The sequence below is a fragment of the Limosilactobacillus caviae genome, from assembly GCF_014635905.1.
In the GTDB taxonomy this organism is placed as follows: Bacteria; Bacillota; Bacilli; order Lactobacillales; family Lactobacillaceae; genus Limosilactobacillus; species Limosilactobacillus caviae.
The window spans coordinates 35,657-53,091 of the sequence record NZ_BMDS01000006.1; the positions used below are offsets into that span (position 1 = coordinate 35,657).

The window sequence follows — 17,435 nt, forward strand, 5'->3', positions numbered from 1 at the left end:
CTTCGGATGCTTAGACAGAACTAAACATTCGAGGCCGTTATTATTAATTATTTACCGGTTTCTTAAATAAGTCGTTAAAAGCTTCACTGATTGTTGGGTGAGTGTAGATTTGATCACGCAGCATTTGGTATGGAAGTTTTGCGCGCATTGCTAAGACGACCATATTGATGATTTCCTGGGCTTCTTGAATATATAATGTTGCACCGATAATTAAGTTTGTTTGTGGATCAACTAAAACCTTAAGCAGTCCCCGTGTATCTTTTAATACCTTGGCTTTTGGAATAGCGGCAGCAGGCATTTTGAAGAGCAGGTAGTCTTTTCCTTGTTTTTGGGCTTCTTTTTCTGTGAGTCCAACTTGGGCAAGTGATGGTTCAATAAATACATTGGTGGGAACAATTAAACGATCACTAACTCGCCGTTCTTTATTACCGAACAATTCATCTTTAATAATGCGGAAGTCGTCAAGTGAAATGTAGGTAAATTGAGGACCGCCTTTTACATCCCCAATCGCCCAAACATTTGAGACGTTGGTCTGCAATAAGTCATTGACAACAATAGCGCCTTTCTTATCAACCTTAATATCAGTATTTTGAAGGTCAAGGCTTGCCGTTTCTGGTTGTCGTCCAGTAGCTGCTAAAATTTTATCGGCAAAAATAGTTGTTTCACGATTGTCGCCCCTGGTAAAGGTAATCGCTGCCTGTTCATCTTGTTCGCTAATATCTTTAATGTTAACGCCAACTTCAAATTTTACACCGTTATCCTTAAAGTTTTGGATCACCATTTCAGCAACATCGTCGTCTTCACGAGGAAGCAATGACTTATGGTGGTCAAGGATAGTGACACGCGAACCAAAAGAAGCAAACATATTTGCAAATTCAAGCCCAATATAACCGCCACCAATAATAACAAGTTCGCGGGGGAGCTTATCTTGGTTCATTGCATCAGTTGAATTTAATAAGAATGGACTGTTTTTTAACCCCGGAATGTCAGGAATACTTGGAGTTGCGCCGGTGTTGATAAAGATTCGCTCACCCTTGTAGGTCAGTTCCTTACCATCGGGCGTTTGAACGTTAATTGTATGGTTGCCAGTGAAATGAGCAGTTCCATCTAGGACAGTAATGTTATCTTCACTAGCTAGCATTTGATAATTTTTTTGACGTAATTGAGCAGTCATTACATTTTTGCCGTCTACTGCGTCTTCAAATGATGTTCCATGTGCGGCTTCAATAATCAAACGCTTGGAAGGGAGACAGGCAATATTAATGCAGGTTCCGCCATACATTTGTTTTGATTTTTCAACAACAAGAACCTGTTCGCCGTGTTGAGCAAGAAACTTGGCAAGCGTTTTTCCACCCTTACCAAAGCCGATGATAATATTTTTGATAGTTTCCATTGAAAATCCTCCAATTTTAATTCTTCTATATATTTAGAAATTATACTAATAATAAACGCCCTGTCACTTAAAACGCTTAAATAAGACGATTGTTTAGTTTGAATTTTATTGAACAAAGTGATAGGATAATAACGTGAATATATTAGTCCCAACTGCAGTCAGAGCTTTTATATTAAAGAAAAACGTAAAATATTAATATTGTATATTAGTGATCATAGATGCTATACCATCGATATAAAACGTTTTACTAAAAAGTTTTGATTGAGGAGAGACGATGATGAAAGCAGCACATTTAGTTGAAAAATCCAAGGATGTAAAAGGAGCAAAGCCGGCTGCTCAAGAAACAAAATTTATTGATATCTTGAGTAAGGTTGCGACTGTTGTAGCTATTTTGATGTACGTATCCTACATTTCGCAGATTAAGAATAATCTCGCGGGTAATTATGGCGCTCCCTTACAGCCGTTGGTAGCAGCACTTAACTGCACGTTATGGTGTATATATGCTTATTTCAAACAACAACGTGATTGGCCTGTTTTCTGGGCAAACTTTCCGGGAATTATCTTTGGCTTAATTACCTTTATTACATGTTTACATTAATCGTGAATAAGAGAGTGGAAATAACTACTTACTATTGAAGTTATTTTCGCTCTTTTTAGCTCTAAAATTTATTTACTTTGGTTTCGCCCGCTATTGGTTATATGATATAATTAACCGAACATATGTTTAGGGGGCATATACAATGCAGGATACAACGCCGATTATTCATTTCGGCTCCTTTTTGCCAATAACTACAATGATATTACAGTCATTACCAATGAAGGAAAAATCAAGCAGTGTGGGTGGGAAGGCTTCAAAGATTGAAGATTTCAATCAATTGCGACAGGTCTTAAATGGTGACGCGCGTCTTTTAATTCTAGACCTGGAATTTTATCAGGATCAAAAGAAACATAAGAATTGTGTTGCTCAGATTGCGGGACGTATGTTTGAAGGTCATAGTAGTTTTAATTACCATTTATATGCCAACAATATGCCAGCGGACCGTCAATTATCATTTTTACAACAGTATGATTTACGATTTTCTGAGGCAGCTACATACAGTATTGAACAGATTTTTCAACGAATCTTTAACTTTATTGATATCGAGCAGCCGGATTATATTGTTAGCTGGGACAATAGTACCGATTTTGAATTACTAAATCGGGAGGCTAACCGTTTGAAACTTGCTAAGGACGAACGACCATGGCGCACTATTCAATCCCTTGATTTAGAAAGATTAGTTGCTAAGGAAGTATGGAAAAACAAAAGCGGCATTAGTCTTGAAAAAATGTGCCGGTTGCTACACTTTCCACCGGTAAAGTATCATCAAGCACAGAACGATGTTGTGGCAATTGAACAAATTTTAAAGTTTTATGCTCGTGATTTATGGCGAGAATTAAATTGTTATTGATCGTTACCAAAATTTAAAATTTAGTTCACGATTTATCCCGATTAGCTTTTTATAATTGTTAGTAATTGAAAGAAGGTGAACGAGATAAATTTCATTTTTCGACTGCTTAAGCGGATAATTATTTTAGGACTTGTAGTAGGTGGAGGATGGCTTTATTTCAATGATGCAGAGGTTCAAGCAACGACAAACCAAACTGCATGGAACGTTCGTAATCGAATTGCTGAGCTGATTGGCAGAGGTGATGCAAATTCAAACGATAATTCTAACCTCCACTTAAGTGACGCAAATAATAGTTCTTCTAAGAATCAACAGGAACCAACGACTGAGCAGCAAACAAGTACACAAACTTCGATCCCCTCTACTGGGCGCTGGGCAACTAATCAGGCAACAATCTATGTGAATACAAATAATGCGCAACTCGATGCTGCGGCAAATACTGCAATTCAAAACTGGAATCAAACTGGTACATTTACATTTAAACCAGTGAATAATCAAAGCAAAGCCGATATTGTTGTCACAACGATGAATCGTTCTGATTCAAATGCGGCGGGATTAACGAAGACCTCATCTAATTCGTTAACCAGAAAGTTTATGCATGCAACTGTTTATCTCAATACATACTACTTAACCGACCCAAGTTACGGTTATAGTCAAGAAAGAATTGTAAATACGGCAGAACATGAACTAGGCCATGCGATTGGTCTTGATCATACAAATGCTGTTTCAGTGATGCAACCAGCTGGCTCGTTCTACACAATTCAGCCAACTGATATTCAAGCAGTACAAAAGTTGTATTCAGAAAATAAATAAAGAGAAAGCAGAGAAATAAGGCGTAATAACCTCTTTCTCTGCTTTTTAGCGTTAATTTGTCATTTTTCGCGCTTTTAGTGCCCACAAAATTGAAACAGTGTCGATTACTTCTTGTAACATTGCCCCTAAGAATGCCGGAATAATTCCTGTGCTGGCAATAAGCATTAGGATAGTACAAATGGCAATACCGATTAAAACGGCTTGCTTTGCAATTTTCAGGGTTTCTTGGGAAATTGTAACTGCTTTTGCAACTCGTGAAAGATCATCTTTGAGGATAACAACGGCAGCGGATTCACTAGCGGCTGTTGATCCATGAGCGCCCATTGCAATGCCAACATCAGCTGTTACTAAGGAAGGCGCGTCATTGACCCCATCGCCAACCATGAAAACAGGATGTTCAGTAGTAGGGATAGCTTTTAATGCTTCGATTTTATCTTGAGGAAGCAAGTCGGCTTTTACTTGGGTGATGCCGACTTGTTGCGCAACCTTATCTGCAATAACTGCTTGATCTCCAGTAAGCATTAATAAGTTGGTAACGCCGAGTTCTTTTAACCGTTGCATTGTTTGCTTTGCTTCTGGACGAATGTGGTCTGTAAAAGTAATAGCACCGTAGTATTGACCGTCAACACTAATATAGATAGCCGTTGATGCGACCATTCGATCAATGTTTTTCGGCGATACAAATTTTAATTTACCAACCTTAACATCATGGCCGTCAACGGTTGCTACAATTCCCTTCCCGGTTATCTCTTCAAGCTGGTCTACCGGAGATAAGGAGATATTATCAGCTGTTGCATAGGAAAGCAGGGACCGTGCTAAGATGTGCGATGATTGTTGTTCTGCACTTGCGGCGTAATGTAGGAGCTGTGTTGGATCGATTTGTTCTGCTGCTAAAATTTTATCGACGGTTAACTGCCCGCTGGTAATAGTCCCCGTTTTATCAAAGGCTCCCGTTTTTGCAGCGGCAAGTTTTTCAAGGACACTTCCTGTTTTTACAACAATTCCGTTCCGTGATGCCCTGCTCATACCGGATACCATTGCCACAGGTGCCGCTAAGATTAATGGACACGGAGAAGCAACAACTAAGACTTCCGCAAAACGCTCTGGTCGACCAGATAATGCCCAGGCAACCAAAGAGATAATAATCGCAATAATTGTAAATGGGACAGCATAACGATCAGCAAGCCGAACAAAATGCGCAGGGGTTGATTCTGCTTCCTTAACAAGTTTAACAAGCTGCTGGTATTGACTATCTTTTGCCAGCTTAGTTACTTGCAAGGTAATGGCGTGGTCGCCGTTAACTGATCCTGACATTACTTCATCGCCGGTTGCTTTTGAAACTGGCCGTGACTCACCGGTTAACGAGGACTCATCAAATAATCCGCTCCCCTTTTTAATAAATCCATCGACTGGAACTAGTTCACCCGGCTTGACGGTTATTAGGTCATTAACCTTAACATCGTTGACAGGGATATCCTTGGTTTCGTTATTACATATTAAGTGTGCTGTATGAGGAGAATTATCAAGGAGGGCTTTAAGCTCAGTATTTGCTTTTTTAGCTGCATAGTCCTCAAGTGCATCTCCGCCAGTAAGCATTACTAAGATGACCATTGCTGCCCAGTATTCACTGACAGAAAGGGTTGCAACAACTGCCAAAATAGCGAGTAGGTCAACCCCGTATTTGCCGCTACGGAGAGTTTTAATCATCCCAATAAACATTGAGAATGCAACAATTGCCCCGACGATTGTTACCAAAATTTGTGCTAGTAATTGCTGGTGAAAGGCGAATTGCAGTATAACCGCAATTGCAGCAATGACTAAAATAGTTATTAACTTTTGCTTATTGGAAAATTTTTTCATGGCAACCTCCCGAAACTTAATTGGTTATCTTTATTATAAGGTTTTTGTTAGAAGAAGGTGAACTATTATAAGAAAAAAGGGAACTTCTAGTATCAAAATATTTAATCTTTAATGATACATAAAGAGGCTAGGAAATATCCCAGCCCCGTTACTATTTTAAGGATTAAAATACTACAGTACGGTCGCCATTTAGTCATTCTTGAGATAGTTATAGCCCATGTATCGCTTGTTAACGATGATACCGAGAATAAATTGCAATTCCCATAATTAAAATTAATACCAGCGCGGCTACTTGAGGATTAGTCTTAAATAGTTCATGCATTGCGTGAATCTGTCCGATACCAAGAGGCGGAATAAACATCTGAATGTCCCCTTTCGCGAATAATTAGTAGTTTTTATTTAGGAATTCTTCCATATCCGTTGGCTCGTGTCCAGTGATATGCGCAAAATCATTAGTGACTTTATCCATTAGTCCCATGGCACCAGCTTGATACATTGAGGCAAGCTCTTTACCATCGCCTTCAGCAGCATAAATTTCAGCAAATCGCTTGACGGTAACCGGTGAGTAGCCGATCTCTTTTCCAGTAACATTAGTCATAATATAACTAAGCTCGGGCATCGTGTAATTTTGGCTCATGGTAAGGAGATAGTTTTGTCCTTTATCTCTTAAGTACGGTTTGACTGCAACGTTAGCAATTGCCTCAGCACTATCTTGCCGGGAAATAAAACTCATTGCTTGATCGCCGACAGGGTAAATAATGTTGTGCCGCTCGATTAGTTCAGGGAGATAAGGAACTAGCGGGTCAGCATATAGTGAATTTTTAACAACCGCATACTTAAGTCCGGAACTAGCAAGCCGTGCAGGCAAGTAAGCGTAGTAACCAGCCATTTGAAATGGATTATTGTACTGGTCAGCGATGAAACTAACGTCAACAAGATTATGAACGCCAGCTTTAAGCATTGCAGTTAATGAATTTTCAAATTCGTCAATTCGGTCCTTAACTAAGTAGGTAATGCTTGGGATATAAATAACTACATCAATTCCGGTGAATGCGGTTGTCATCATATCAACATCATGGTAGTCAATTGCGGCGATTTCGTATCCTGCGTCTTTAAATTGAGCAGCTTTTGCCGGATTGTGAACACCAACGCGGATACTTTCTGGGGCGGTAAGTTTACTTAATTGCTTAACAACGTGTTGACCAAGATGTCCTGTTGCACCGGTAACCATATATTTCATTCTTAATTCCTTCTTTCTTTTTCCGCTTGCTTGACGCGAATCGTGTTGATTACATCTTGCAAACTAGTAGTTGCGAGTTTAGCTTTAGCGGCTATTTCTGCTTGCTGGTAGAATCCTTCAAGTGCCTCTTGAATATTACCGCCAACAATGCATTGCGGATTAGTTCGTTCATCAATTGTAAAGAGGTGGGCATCTCCTTCAATCGCAAGAAAAACATCATAAAGCGAGATATCTTTAGGTGATTTTGCAAGCTCTGGATCTGCTGTACCGTGGACAGTATTGATTAATCCGGCTTTATGTAACGCGCTCATCAATCGGCGAACAACGACTGGCGAAGTCTCGATACTGCTAGCGATGTTGCTGCTTGTTAATGGGATAAGGCCGTGATAAATGTCGATAAAAGCAAGAATATGAATACTGTCACTAAAGCGAGTTGAAATTTTCATATTATCATTCCTTTAATAGTGATTGTAATTTAATCAGTTACATGATGTCAAGGGGATTAAATTGTTGTTACCTTGACAATAACACTTTTCAATTATAGTATTAATTTATTGATTGGAACTATTTTAGTTACAAGTTAGGAGAAAAGCAAATGAAAATGAAAAAAGTTATTGCTCTTTCACTGTTAAGTCTTGCGGGTTTATTAGCAGGTACTACCATACCGTCAATCGCAAGTGCTGCCAGCAGTCGACCGATTATTGTTGGTTCAAAAAATGTTTCAGAAAGTAAAACGGTTAGTGAGATCTATGCTCTTGCCTTAGAGCATGAAGGTTATAAGGTTACTCGGAAACCAAATATTTCGAATAATGTGATTTTTAGTGCTACTCAAAAGGGTGAAGTTGATGTTTATCCTGATTATACTGGCACAATCGTTGAGGCATATCTTAAAAAGAAAGGAACCGGAAAAAGTGCTAGTCAGATGGCTAAATTAGCACATGACGGAATTCAAAAAGATGGGTTAACAACGTTCAAATATGCGCCAGGTGATAATCGTCAAGGGGTAGCGATGCCGACTAAGGATGCGAAGAAATACCACATTACTAATTTAAGCGAATTGCAAAAAAACGCGAAGAAGATTAACTTTGCTTCCCAAGGTGAATTTGAAAAACGGGCTGATGCTTTACCAGAAATGAATAAGGTCTATGGCAAATTTGATTTTAAGTCAATTAAAGACTATGATGTCAACTTGCTTTACAAGATTATGGAACAAGGAAAAGCGCAGGCAGCTCCTGTTTCAACTACCGATGGGCAACTAGCAACCGGTAAATTTACCTTGTTAAAAGATAATAAGAATATTTGGCCGCCATATAATTTGGTTCCAGTAGTAAATAAAAAGGCTGCTAAAAGTCACCCTAAAATGGAACGGGCATTAAATAAAGTCGATGCTAAGTTAACAACGAAGCAACTGACCAATCTAAATAAAAAAGTTAATGTTAACGGGCAAAATTACAAGACGGTTGCTAAAAATTGGTATAATCAAAATATAAAATAAGGTTAACAAGGGGCGGATAGCTAGTGTTCGTAACTAGGTATTTGCTCCTTCATTATAGGCATGAATAGGGAGTGGTAGATTGCTAGATCAGATTATTCAATACTTTCAGACGAATAGCGGGCAGTACTGGCAATATGTTGGTCAGCATATTTTCCTTACCGTTGTAACATTGGTGATTTCGATGGTTATTGCTCTGCCATTAGGGTATATCGGATCACGGATTAAACCTGTCGCCCGTTTTTGCGTGATGTTTGCGCAGGTGTTACGGATTATTCCTAGCTTGGCGTTGTTATTCTTGCTGATTCCATTTATTGGAACAGGGATTGTCCCCGCCTTAATTGCGCTGATTGTCCTGGCTCTTCCGCCGTTATTAATCAATACAATCCTCGGGTTCAATGAAGTTAGTCCGCTTTATAAGGAAGTTGGGACAGCACTTGGAATGAATCGGCAACAGTTACGACGTCAGATTGAAGTTCCGCTTGCATTACCGTATATTCTAAACGGGATAAAGTTAGCATTGGTTGAGATTATTGCTAGCGCGACTTTGGCAACTTATATCGGTGCTGGCGGATTAGGGACATTAATCTTTACGGGTTTGGGATTGTATGACATGAGCTACGTTGTGATTGGTGCGGCAAGTGTTGCAATTCTATCCTTATTTGCAATGATTAGTTTCGATTTTTTAATCAGAAAGGTACAAATGCATGACAGAACCAATTATTCAATTTAAGCACGTTGAGAAATGTTTTAACGATAAAGTCGTGATTCCTGATCTCAGCTTTACGGTTAATAAGGGTGAATTTGTTACAATCCTCGGTTCCTCTGGTTCGGGGAAGACCACTACCTTGAAAATGGTTAACGGCCTAACAAAACCGAATGCTGGTGAAATATTGATTGATGGACAAAACATTAATGAGCTTGATCTTGTAAAGTTGCGTCGGCATATGGGCTACGTTGTTCAACAAATTGGTTTATTTCCGCATATGACAATTGGTCAAAATATTTCAGTTGTTCCTAAGATGCTTCAATGGGGTAAGAAACAAATCAATGACCGGGTTAAAGAATTGCTAAAACTTGTCCAGCTGGCGCCCAATGAATATTTTGATCGTTACCCACAGCAACTATCAGGCGGACAGCAACAACGAGTGGGTGTAGCAAGAGCACTAGCAACTAATCCGCCCTATGTACTGTTTGATGAACCATTTGGCGCACTGGATGCCTTAACTAGGCTAGAACTGCAACGTGAAGTAAAAAGAATTCACGCGTCATTAGCGGATAAAACGTTTATGTTTGTGACCCATGATATTAACGAAGCCCTATTTTTAGGTCAACGAGTAATGATTATGCATGAAGGACAAATTGCCCAGTTTGCGACCCCTGAGGAAATCGTTCGTCACCCAGCAACAGAATTTGTTGAACAGCTTTTGGGAACGGTGCGGCAAAATCAGCGGCTATGGAGGCAGCAATATGATTGAGTATTGGAATGAAAATTGGTCAACGATGCTTGATGATGTACAGCAACATGCCATAATGGTTCTTTCTTCATTAGTAATTGCATTGATTATTGCAGTTGTAATAATATTAGTATTTCTACGTCGAAAAACGTGGCTTGATAGTTTAATCTACTTCTTTTCACTTCTGTACTCAATTCCGAGCTTTGCGTTTTTTGCCTTATTATTACCGATTTCCGGATTAGGGATGAAAACAGCGGTCATTGTTTTAACAATTTATTCTGAATATGTCCTGTTACGCTCTTTTATCACGGGTATTCGTGGTGTCGATCCGCAACTGATTGAGGTTGGTATTGGTATGGGGATGACTCCGCGGCAGGTTTTTCGTCAGATTCAGCTACCATTAGCATTACCGGCGATTTTTAGCGGGATTCAGGTAGCTTTAGCCTCGACCATGGCAATGGCAACGATTGCGGCAACCATTAACGCTGGTGGATTAGGGCAATTATTATTTGAAGGATTACAAGGCCAACAAGTAGTGCCAATTTTATGGGGAACAGTTTTAACAATGGCCTTAACATTGATTTGTGCAGGTTTTGTTCAGCTGATTTCGTGGCTATTATTACATCGGTGGAAAGGAGTGCTGGATAAATGAAAGCAGTAGTGATTGAAAAAGCGGGTGGCCCTGATCAATTGATTTACCGGGATGTACCACGGCCAGTAGTAAAGCCGGGTTGGTCCTTAGTAAAGGTAATGGGATTTGGAATAAACCATTCAGAAATCTTCACTCGGAAGGGTTTATCACCATCTGTTAAGTTTCCGCGGATATTAGGAATCGAATGTGTAGGAATAATTGAAGATACTACTGATCCTAAACGACTGCCTCACGGACAAAAAGTTGTTTCTATTATGGGCGAAATGGGACGTGCCTTTGATGGTTCCTATGCCGAATATGTATTATTGCCTAATGAGCAAATCTATCCGGTGCGAACGAGCCTTAGTTGGGAAAAATTAGCAGCTGTACCCGAAACTTACTATACAGCTTATGGTTCTCTTTTAAACTTACAACTAAATGAAAAAGATACTGTTTTAGTTCGAGGAGCAAGCAGTGGTGTAGGGATTGCTTTTCTTAAACTTGTCAACGCTCTTTATCCAAACATTCCAGTAGCTGGTTCTTCGCGTCATGAAGAGAAAAAGCAACAGCTTATGGATGCCGGGTATGACCAGATAGTGATTGAAAAAAACGGTAAGTTAGCAACAAACCGGGTTTTTAGTAAAATATTTGAGCTGGTAGGCCCAGCAACGATAAAAGACAGTTTTAACCACTTGCAGGAAAGAGGAATTATCTGTAGTAGCGGTCAGCTGGGTAATCAATGGTATCTTGAAAAGTTTGATCCGATAATTGACCTTGCTCCTAATTCGTATCTAACAAGTTTTTACTCAGATAATGTTGATGAAGAAAAGTTAAACCAGCTTTTAGCGTTAATCACTGACAAAAAGATTGATGTAACACCAAATAAAGTCTTTCATCTTGACCAGCTTCCTCAGGCTCATAAGTATCTTGAAAGTACGGACTCCCTTGGGAAAGTTGTCGTATTAAATAGTTGAGCAAGAAATTAGGATATCCGCTGAATCTTCGTATAATTTAATTAGATAACGAAAATGAGGAGGCTGTTAAATGGCTAAGGAAGATGACTTAAAACACTTGACGCCAATGCAATATGCCGTGACGCAAACAGGAGCGACTGAAGAGCCTTATAGTGGTAAATATGATCAATTTGATGAACCGGGGATTTACGTTGATGTGGTTAGCGGGGAACCATTATTTTCATCGCTGGATAAATACGATGCTGGTTGCGGGTGGCCGGCATTTACTAAGCCGATTAAGAAACGCGTCTTAAAGGAAAAACGCGACCAATCGTTTGGAATGGAGCGAACAGAAGTAAGGAGCAAAGAAGCTGATTCGCATTTAGGTCATGTTTTTACGGATGGGCCAGCTGATCGGGGCGGTCTGCGCTACTGTATTAATTCCGCTGCCTTACGATTTATCCCGGTTAATAAATTGCAAGAAGCAGGTTATGGTGAATACTTAAGTTTATTTGATAAATAATAAAAATGGAGAATCGATAAAGTTAGCTTTACCAATTCTCCATTTTTTAATGTTAGGATAATCCAAGTAATTACCCGAATATTTTAGCCGCTTACCATTCCGAAAAGCTTTTAGTTGAACTTATGTTGGTGTTTACCACCAATGAAGAGACTAGCAATTGAAGCTAAAAGAATGGCCGAGAAACTAACAACAGCGATTACATTACTTAATAATGACATCATGGTAAACACCCTTTCTTAACTAATTAACTGTTATCGCTCTCAACACCTATATTATAACATTTACGACCAAAAATTGTTGAAAGGAAAGCTAATAATTTGGTAAGACTTTAGGTGAAAAACCTTAGCGAAAATTAAGCAAAAAAGTCACGAACAATTTGCTTATAAGCTTTAATTGTTGCAAGGTAACTCGAAATAGTAGTAAATTCATCGGTTTGGTGCGCCACGTTCCATGAATCGCAACCAAGAACAACTACTGGTAAGTCTGGCCGATGTAAGGTAAACACGCTTGCATCGGTTGCCCCGTTAATGATATCTAGTTTAACGTCATTCGGGTAATTGCGTTGTGCAGCTTCTAAAGCGACCTGAACGAAATGATTGTCAGGAGCCGTTGCGATTGGATAAAAGTCTTGGATGATTTTTAATTCAAGCTGGAAGGGAGTTGTGTGATTAATATATTCGAGAGCGTCCTGAAGCCGGTCAATAACCTTTTCATTATTAAAGACAGCAGTAGGGCGAACGTTGCCGTGAAGAGTAGCGCTATCAGGAATAGTATTTACTTGGTCACCGCCGTTAATGACAGTGATACTATGCTGAACCTTTCCTAAATACGGGTCATCTTTAGCATCATCGAAAAGATGCTTTTCTTCTTCAACGAACTTTAAGAGACCTTCGATAGCATTGATTCCCTGTTCTGGATGCGAGCTATGGCATGACTTGCCAAAGCTGGTAATACGGTAATTCATACTTCCAGAGTGGGCATAAATAATATTACCGCCTGTGGGTTCACCAACTACTAACGCATCTAAGTCGGTAGCTGTTCCTTGCTTTTCAAGACGATAGGCGCCGGGAGTCCCTAATTCTTCACCGGCAGTCGCAATAAACCGTACTTTACCAGTCGGCAGCTGATTTGCTTCTTTTAATTCGATGAGTGCCAGTGCCTGAGCAGCCAAACCGCTCTTCATATCTGCAGCACCACGACCGTAAATGCGGTCTCCGACAACTTCACCGCTAAAAGGAGGATATTGCCAGCGATCCGGATTAGGTACCGCAACAGTATCTTGATGACCGGTGAAGCCAAGCACCCGTGAATCTTCGCCTGTCCCGATTTCAGCGGTTAAATTAGCGCGACGGTCACCAAATTCATCAACTTTTGGCTCAATCCCGTGAGCTGCTAACAGTTTTTGTAAATAGTGAGCAACTTCAACTTCATTGCCATTAACAGAGTGAATTTTTATTAAATCTTGCAGTACTTTTACTTTTTCGCTGGGTTCCATATTAATTCTCCTAACTTTAACGGTCTTGGTGGTTGAGCTTCTTGGCTAAAAAGTCCCCAATGACTTGAATGATTAAAACGAATAAAAGAACAAGAATAGTTGCGACGAGGGTAACATCATTATTAAATCGATCATAACCGTATGAAATAGCAGTATTACCTAAACCGCCGGCACCGATTGCACCAGCCATTGCAGTAAGGCTGACTAAGCTAATCAATGTAACAGTGGAGACACGAACAAGTTCAGAACGTGCTTCACGGAGATAAACATTTGTGATGATATCCCAGTTGGTAGCGCCAATTGCTTGGGCTGCTTCAATTTTACCATGGTCAACACTTTCAAGTGCAACTTGGACTTGACGAGCATAAAAGGCAAACACTCCTAATGAAAGAGGGACTAATGCCGCGGTAGTTCCAATTTGTGTTCCTACGATTAATTGGGTAAAGGGGGCAATGAACGCTAATAAGATAATAAATGGAATTGCCCGAAAGACAGATACGACTTTATCAACAATACTAAAAACAATTCGATTTTCTAGAATTCCGCCTGGTTCAGTAACGACGAGGGCTACCCCAAAAATTAATCCGAGAATGCCGCCGAAAATAGCGGGCCAAAAAGTCATGTAGATAGTTTGAACGATTGAGGTTCCCCAACCATTGTCGCCACCCCAGCCAAGCTGAATTACATTTGGTATTAGATTATTCATTCCAAATCCTCCGATCATCAATCTTTGTTACAGTAACATCATTTTTCTTTAAGAAGTCAATTGCTTGCTGACGTTTATCTGCATCACCCTTGATAACAACAAAGAGTGTACCGACCGGCGAACCGGCTAAGACTTCAATGTTACCGTAGAGCATACTTGCTTCAACTTGTAGCTGTTTATATAACTCGATAATAATTGATTTAGTGACATTATTTGCATCGTAAACCAATTGGAGTAATTCTTCATCATCATCAAGGTGCCCAAGATTAAAGGCTTTTAGTGTATCAACTGCTGCTAGTGAGCCACCAACAAATTGTCGTGTTAAGTCTTGTTGCGGTTGCAAGAAGACTTTTTGAAGTGCTCCTCGTTCTATGATTTGACCATATTCCATGACTGCAATTTTATTAGCAACCCGCTTAACGGCGTCCATTTCGTGAGTAATTAAAACGATTGTTAGATTTAGCTTATCATTTAGCCGCTTTAAGAGATCTAAGATTTGATTAGTATTTTGCGGATCAAGAGCAGAGGTGGCTTCATCTGAGATAAGGATTTCCGGATCGTTAGCTAGTGCCCGGGCAATTGATACTCGTTGTTGTTCACCACCGGATAATTGGACGGGATAAAATTCAGCTTTATCTTTTAAGCCGACTAGGTCTAGAAGTTCAAGGGCTTTCTTTTCCTTGGCGTCATCGTCTAAGTCGGTATGCTTAAGGGCAAAAAGGACGTTTTCAATTATGGAAGTTTCATTTAATAAATTGAAATGTTGGAAAATCATCCCAATTTTTCGCCGTTTTTCCTGCAATTCTTTATTGCTGATTTGTTGCTGATGATCTTTGAAAAACACATTTCCATTAATGGTAACTGTTCCAGCAGTGGGAAGCTGTAAGAGGTTAATTGTCCGCACTAAGGTAGATTTTCCGGCTCCAGAATAACCGACAATCCCGTAAATATCACCTTTTTCTACTTTTAAGGTAACATCTTTTACCGCGTGAACAGTTTGCTTTCGCTGTTTAAAAGTTACGCTAATATTATCTAAGTCAATAATTGGGTTCGCCATATTAATCCTCCTTATTTATTGAAGTTAAGATCCCATGCTGGAATTTCAGCAGTACCGTAAAGCTTCTTGATTTCTTGCTTTGTCTTTTCTGTTTGGTAAGCTTTTACGACATCTTTGTAGATTTTATTGTTCTTTTGGCTATCCTTTGCGGCAATGACGTTAACCCATTGTTTAGAGTCTTTATTAATTGGTTCGACAAAGATAGCACTCTTGTAGTTAAGGCCGGCTGCTTGAGCGTAATTAGTATTAACTACTGCTGCATCTACATTATCTAAAGAACGTGCAGTTTGGTCGGCTGCTAATTCTTTAATCTTGAGGTCATGTGGATTCTTAGAAATTGAACTAACAGTGGCAAGCTTAGTACCCTTCTTTAATTCAATTAAACCAGCGTTCTTCAATGCGAATAATGCCCGTGATTCGTTTGAAGCATCATTTGGAACAGCGATTGTTCCGCCATCAGGAATTTCCTTAACGCTCTTGTATTGCTTAGAATAAAGACGGATTGGTGTAATGTAGGTGTCACCGATAGAAACAAGGTCTGTCTTATGTGCTTTATTCCATGTTTGTAAGAATAGCTTGTGTTGGAATGAGTTTAGGTCAACATCGCCATTTTCTAAGGCCTTGTTTGGCTGGTTGTAATCAGTGAACCGCTTGAACTTCAAGGTAACATTATACTTATCCTTAGCAGTCTTACTTACAGTTTTCCAGATTTCATCATCTTGCTTTGATCCGGCCATGATCCCGATTGTAACAGTCCGCTTTGCCTGTTCTTGAGGACGGATAAAACTAAAGTAACCTGCAATAACAACAACTAAAGCGACAACGATCCAAATAATAGTATTTCTCTTCTTCTTACTCTTCATAATAAAAACTCCCTTTCAAGTTATATCTTTTTCTCTTTGATAATTAAACGTTAATGTTGGGAAACAAAAAAGCACTCATCCCTTAATTAAAGGACGAGTGCTCCGCGTTACCACCTTTATTCGCCAAATCCTCACAGATTCAGCCTCAGTAGGTTACTCTAATAAAATAATTAGAATTACCTAGCACTAGTAACGTGTGCTAACCCGTTATCGACTAACAATCATCGATACCATTCCAAGCCCATCTTCAGTAGTTAGCCTTACTTCTTTTCACCACCCAGAAGCTCTCTTGAAAGATTCGCTACTTACTCTGCTTTTCGATATGTTTTAACGTTCAATTAATTATTATGCATTTTATTATAATGATTCTCTCATTTTTGTCAACACTTTTTTAATTTAAAATTAGCAAATGAATTATACATGCTTTTTTATTTAATGTAGAAATAAATTACTAAGTTTTTTAGGCATTGATTCAAAGTAGCAATTAAAATGGTCTTGTGATATCATTAAAAAATAATTAGAACATCGAAAGGAGTCTTAGTAAATGGCACGTAAGGTTGGAGTTATCGGAATGGGAAATGTTGGGTCGACAGTTGCCCATTATATTGTTGCAATGGGCTTTGCGGATGATCTGGTATTAATTGATAAAAATGAAGCAAAGGTTAAAGCTGATGCATTGGACTTTGAAGATGCAATGGCAAACTTGCCTTTCCATACTAATATTACCGTTAATGATTACGGTGCATTGAAAGATGCGGATGTAATTGTTTCTGCTTTAGGAAATATTAAACTGCAAGATAATCCAAACGCGGATCGTTTTGCGGAATTACCATTTACTCGTCAGGCAGTTAAAGAAGTTGCGCAAAAGATTAAGGATAGTGGATTCTCTGGTAAAATTGTGGCAATTACCAACCCTGTTGATGTTATTACATCACTTTACCAAAAGATTACCGGCTTACCGAAGAACCATGTGTTAGGTACAGGAACCCTGCTTGATTCTGCACGGATGAAACGGGCGGTTGCTGATCGTCTCCACCTCGACCCGCGTTCAGTTGATGGATATAATCTTGGTGAACACGGTAATTCACAATTCACTGCCTGGTCTACAGTACGGGTATTAGGGAAGCCGTTAACCGAAATTGCCGACAAACGTGGTCTTGACTTAGATCAACTGGATAAAGAAGCTCGGATGGGAGGCTGGACAGTCTTCCAAGGTAAAAAGTACACTAATTACGGTGTTGCAACAGCAGCGGTTAAATTAGTTAACGCAATTTTAAGTAATTCATTATCAGAATTACCAGTATCAAATTACCGTGAAGAATATGGCGTTTACTTATCATATCCGGCTGTTGTTGGTCGTGATGGGGTCGTTGAACAGGCCCAATTGGATTTAACAGATGAAGAGTTACAAAAATTACAAACATCTGCGGACTTCATCAAGGAGAAGTATCAAGAGAGCCTTGAAGCTAAAGATTAAGGAAAAGTTAAATACTTAATCAGTGCTGGC

At 39.4% G+C, this 17,435-nt stretch carries 19 protein-coding genes and 1 other annotated feature; of the genes, 10 read left to right on the forward strand and 9 right to left on the reverse strand.

The features are described 5' to 3' along the window. Positions 1-43: 43 nt before the first annotated feature. Positions 44-1,393 (reverse strand): FAD-dependent oxidoreductase, encoded by a 1,350-nt coding sequence (locus IEU90_RS08705; protein ID WP_153710461.1) that lies wholly within the window; start codon positions 1,391-1,393, stop codon positions 44-46. Between the two features lie 277 nt (positions 1,394-1,670). On the opposite strand from IEU90_RS08705, the gene IEU90_RS08710 reads away from it, so the two are divergent. From IEU90_RS08710 to IEU90_RS08720, 3 genes are all read left to right on the forward strand, one after another. Further along, positions 1,671-1,991, forward strand: coding sequence for a hypothetical protein (locus tag IEU90_RS08710; protein ID WP_153710462.1), 321 nt, complete (start codon positions 1,671-1,673; stop codon positions 1,989-1,991). A 142-nt stretch (positions 1,992-2,133) separates the two neighbouring features. Next, entirely contained in the window at positions 2,134-2,841 is a 708-nt protein-coding gene (locus tag IEU90_RS08715) for a hypothetical protein (protein WP_153710463.1), read from the forward strand. A 75-nt stretch (positions 2,842-2,916) separates the two neighbouring features. Then, positions 2,917-3,651 carry a M57 family metalloprotease gene (locus IEU90_RS08720; RefSeq protein ID WP_188358020.1) on the forward strand — a complete coding sequence of 245 codons (735 nt, stop codon included), beginning with the start codon at positions 2,917-2,919 and terminating at the stop codon, positions 3,649-3,651. A gap of 51 nt (positions 3,652-3,702) precedes the next feature. Here the strand turns inward: IEU90_RS08720 and IEU90_RS08725 are convergent, their stop codons facing one another. The 4 genes from IEU90_RS08725 to IEU90_RS08735 form a co-directional block, all read right to left on the reverse strand. After that, a complete protein-coding gene (locus IEU90_RS08725; RefSeq protein ID WP_153710464.1) occupies positions 3,703-5,511 on the reverse strand; it encodes a heavy metal translocating P-type ATPase in 1,809 nt (602 codons plus the stop codon). A gap of 229 nt (positions 5,512-5,740) precedes the next feature. Continuing rightward, positions 5,741-5,872: a hypothetical protein gene (locus tag IEU90_RS11440; RefSeq protein WP_263863487.1), complete on the reverse strand. Its 132-nt coding sequence runs from the start codon at positions 5,870-5,872 to the stop codon at positions 5,741-5,743. Positions 5,873-5,896: 24 nt separating this feature from the next. Next, positions 5,897-6,751: an SDR family oxidoreductase gene (locus IEU90_RS08730; protein WP_188358021.1), complete on the reverse strand. Its 855-nt coding sequence runs from the start codon at positions 6,749-6,751 to the stop codon at positions 5,897-5,899. Between the two features lie 2 nt (positions 6,752-6,753). Then, a complete protein-coding gene (locus IEU90_RS08735) occupies positions 6,754-7,197 on the reverse strand; it encodes an Rrf2 family transcriptional regulator (RefSeq protein WP_153710466.1) in 444 nt (147 codons plus the stop codon). A 149-nt stretch (positions 7,198-7,346) separates the two neighbouring features. Between IEU90_RS08735 and IEU90_RS08740 the strand changes: the two genes are divergently transcribed. The 6 genes from IEU90_RS08740 (at position 7,347) to msrB (ending at position 11,807) form a co-directional block, all read left to right on the forward strand. Next, a complete protein-coding gene (locus IEU90_RS08740; protein ID WP_153710467.1) occupies positions 7,347-8,246 on the forward strand; it encodes a glycine betaine ABC transporter substrate-binding protein in 900 nt (299 codons plus the stop codon). A gap of 64 nt (positions 8,247-8,310) precedes the next feature. Next, positions 8,311-8,976 carry an ABC transporter permease gene (locus tag IEU90_RS08745; protein WP_188358043.1) on the forward strand — a complete coding sequence of 222 codons (666 nt, stop codon included), beginning with the start codon at positions 8,311-8,313 and terminating at the stop codon, positions 8,974-8,976. Beyond that, on the forward strand, positions 8,951-9,721 hold the full coding sequence (locus IEU90_RS08750) for an ABC transporter ATP-binding protein (protein ID WP_153710469.1): 771 nt from the start codon (positions 8,951-8,953) through the stop codon (positions 9,719-9,721). Before IEU90_RS08745 ends, IEU90_RS08750 begins: the two co-directional genes overlap by 26 nt. Beyond that, complete coding sequence (locus tag IEU90_RS08755) at positions 9,714-10,352, forward strand: ABC transporter permease (protein WP_153710470.1); 639 nt, start codon at positions 9,714-9,716, stop codon at positions 10,350-10,352. Before IEU90_RS08750 ends, IEU90_RS08755 begins: the two co-directional genes overlap by 8 nt. Further along, a complete protein-coding gene (locus IEU90_RS08760) occupies positions 10,349-11,305 on the forward strand; it encodes a zinc-binding dehydrogenase (RefSeq protein ID WP_188358022.1) in 957 nt (318 codons plus the stop codon). The genes IEU90_RS08755 and IEU90_RS08760 overlap by 4 nt, the downstream gene beginning before the upstream one ends. Positions 11,306-11,375: 70 nt before the next feature. Further along, positions 11,376-11,807, forward strand: a complete 432-nt coding sequence (msrB, locus tag IEU90_RS08765; RefSeq protein WP_153710472.1) for a peptide-methionine (R)-S-oxide reductase MsrB — start codon at positions 11,376-11,378, stop codon at positions 11,805-11,807. 352 nt (positions 11,808-12,159) lie between these two features. Here the strand turns inward: msrB and IEU90_RS08770 are convergent, their stop codons facing one another. Genes IEU90_RS08770 through IEU90_RS08785 form a run of 4 tightly spaced genes read right to left on the reverse strand, consistent with a single transcriptional unit; the run spans position 12,160 to position 15,928 of the window. Beyond that, the gene (locus IEU90_RS08770) at positions 12,160-13,302 is read right to left on the reverse strand and encodes an ArgE/DapE family deacylase (RefSeq protein ID WP_153710473.1); all 1,143 of its coding nucleotides are present in this window, start codon (positions 13,300-13,302) and stop codon (positions 12,160-12,162) included. Between the two features lie 16 nt (positions 13,303-13,318). Next, positions 13,319-14,026, reverse strand: a complete 708-nt coding sequence (locus tag IEU90_RS08775) for a methionine ABC transporter permease (protein WP_369933106.1) — start codon at positions 14,024-14,026, stop codon at positions 13,319-13,321. After that, positions 14,001-15,065: a methionine ABC transporter ATP-binding protein gene (locus tag IEU90_RS08780; protein WP_188358023.1), complete on the reverse strand. Its 1,065-nt coding sequence runs from the start codon at positions 15,063-15,065 to the stop codon at positions 14,001-14,003. The genes IEU90_RS08775 and IEU90_RS08780 overlap by 26 nt, the downstream gene beginning before the upstream one ends. 11 nt (positions 15,066-15,076) lie before the next feature. Beyond that, on the reverse strand, positions 15,077-15,928 hold the full coding sequence (locus IEU90_RS08785; RefSeq protein WP_153710476.1) for a MetQ/NlpA family ABC transporter substrate-binding protein: 852 nt from the start codon (positions 15,926-15,928) through the stop codon (positions 15,077-15,079). Positions 15,929-16,014: 86 nt separating this feature from the next. Further along, positions 16,015-16,258: a binding site (T-box leader), on the reverse strand. 214 nt (positions 16,259-16,472) lie between these two features. Between IEU90_RS08785 and IEU90_RS08790 the strand changes: the two genes are divergently transcribed. Then, complete coding sequence (locus IEU90_RS08790) at positions 16,473-17,405, forward strand: L-lactate dehydrogenase (RefSeq protein WP_153710477.1); 933 nt, start codon at positions 16,473-16,475, stop codon at positions 17,403-17,405. Positions 17,406-17,435: the final 30 nt, after the last annotated feature.

Coding starts and splice junctions, on each gene's coding strand:
- IEU90_RS08735 (WP_153710466.1), bottom strand. CDS start 7,197: ATGAAAATTTCAACTCGCTTTAGTGACAGTATTCATATTCTTGCTTTT.
- msrB (WP_153710472.1), top strand. CDS start 11,376: ATGGCTAAGGAAGATGACTTAAAACACTTGACGCCAATGCAATATGCC.
- IEU90_RS08760 (WP_188358022.1), top strand. CDS start 10,349: ATGAAAGCAGTAGTGATTGAAAAAGCGGGTGGCCCTGATCAATTGATT.
- IEU90_RS08770 (WP_153710473.1), bottom strand. CDS start 13,302: ATGGAACCCAGCGAAAAAGTAAAAGTACTGCAAGATTTAATAAAAATT.
- IEU90_RS08755 (WP_153710470.1), top strand. CDS start 9,714: ATGATTGAGTATTGGAATGAAAATTGGTCAACGATGCTTGATGATGTA.
- IEU90_RS11440 (WP_263863487.1), bottom strand. CDS start 5,872: ATGTTTATTCCGCCTCTTGGTATCGGACAGATTCACGCAATGCATGAA.
- IEU90_RS08780 (WP_188358023.1), bottom strand. CDS start 15,065: ATGGCGAACCCAATTATTGACTTAGATAATATTAGCGTAACTTTTAAA.
- IEU90_RS08785 (WP_153710476.1), bottom strand. CDS start 15,928: ATGAAGAGTAAGAAGAAGAGAAATACTATTATTTGGATCGTTGTCGCT.
- IEU90_RS08710 (WP_153710462.1), top strand. CDS start 1,671: ATGAAAGCAGCACATTTAGTTGAAAAATCCAAGGATGTAAAAGGAGCA.
- IEU90_RS08715 (WP_153710463.1), top strand. CDS start 2,134: ATGCAGGATACAACGCCGATTATTCATTTCGGCTCCTTTTTGCCAATA.
- IEU90_RS08705 (WP_153710461.1), bottom strand. CDS start 1,393: ATGGAAACTATCAAAAATATTATCATCGGCTTTGGTAAGGGTGGAAAA.
- IEU90_RS08725 (WP_153710464.1), bottom strand. CDS start 5,511: ATGAAAAAATTTTCCAATAAGCAAAAGTTAATAACTATTTTAGTCATT.
- IEU90_RS08790 (WP_153710477.1), top strand. CDS start 16,473: ATGGCACGTAAGGTTGGAGTTATCGGAATGGGAAATGTTGGGTCGACA.
- IEU90_RS08730 (WP_188358021.1), bottom strand. CDS start 6,751: ATGAAATATATGGTTACCGGTGCAACAGGACATCTTGGTCAACACGTT.
- IEU90_RS08775 (WP_369933106.1), bottom strand. CDS start 14,026: ATGATCGGAGGATTTGGAATGAATAATCTAATACCAAATGTAATTCAG.
- IEU90_RS08740 (WP_153710467.1), top strand. CDS start 7,347: ATGAAAATGAAAAAAGTTATTGCTCTTTCACTGTTAAGTCTTGCGGGT.
- IEU90_RS08750 (WP_153710469.1), top strand. CDS start 8,951: ATGACAGAACCAATTATTCAATTTAAGCACGTTGAGAAATGTTTTAAC.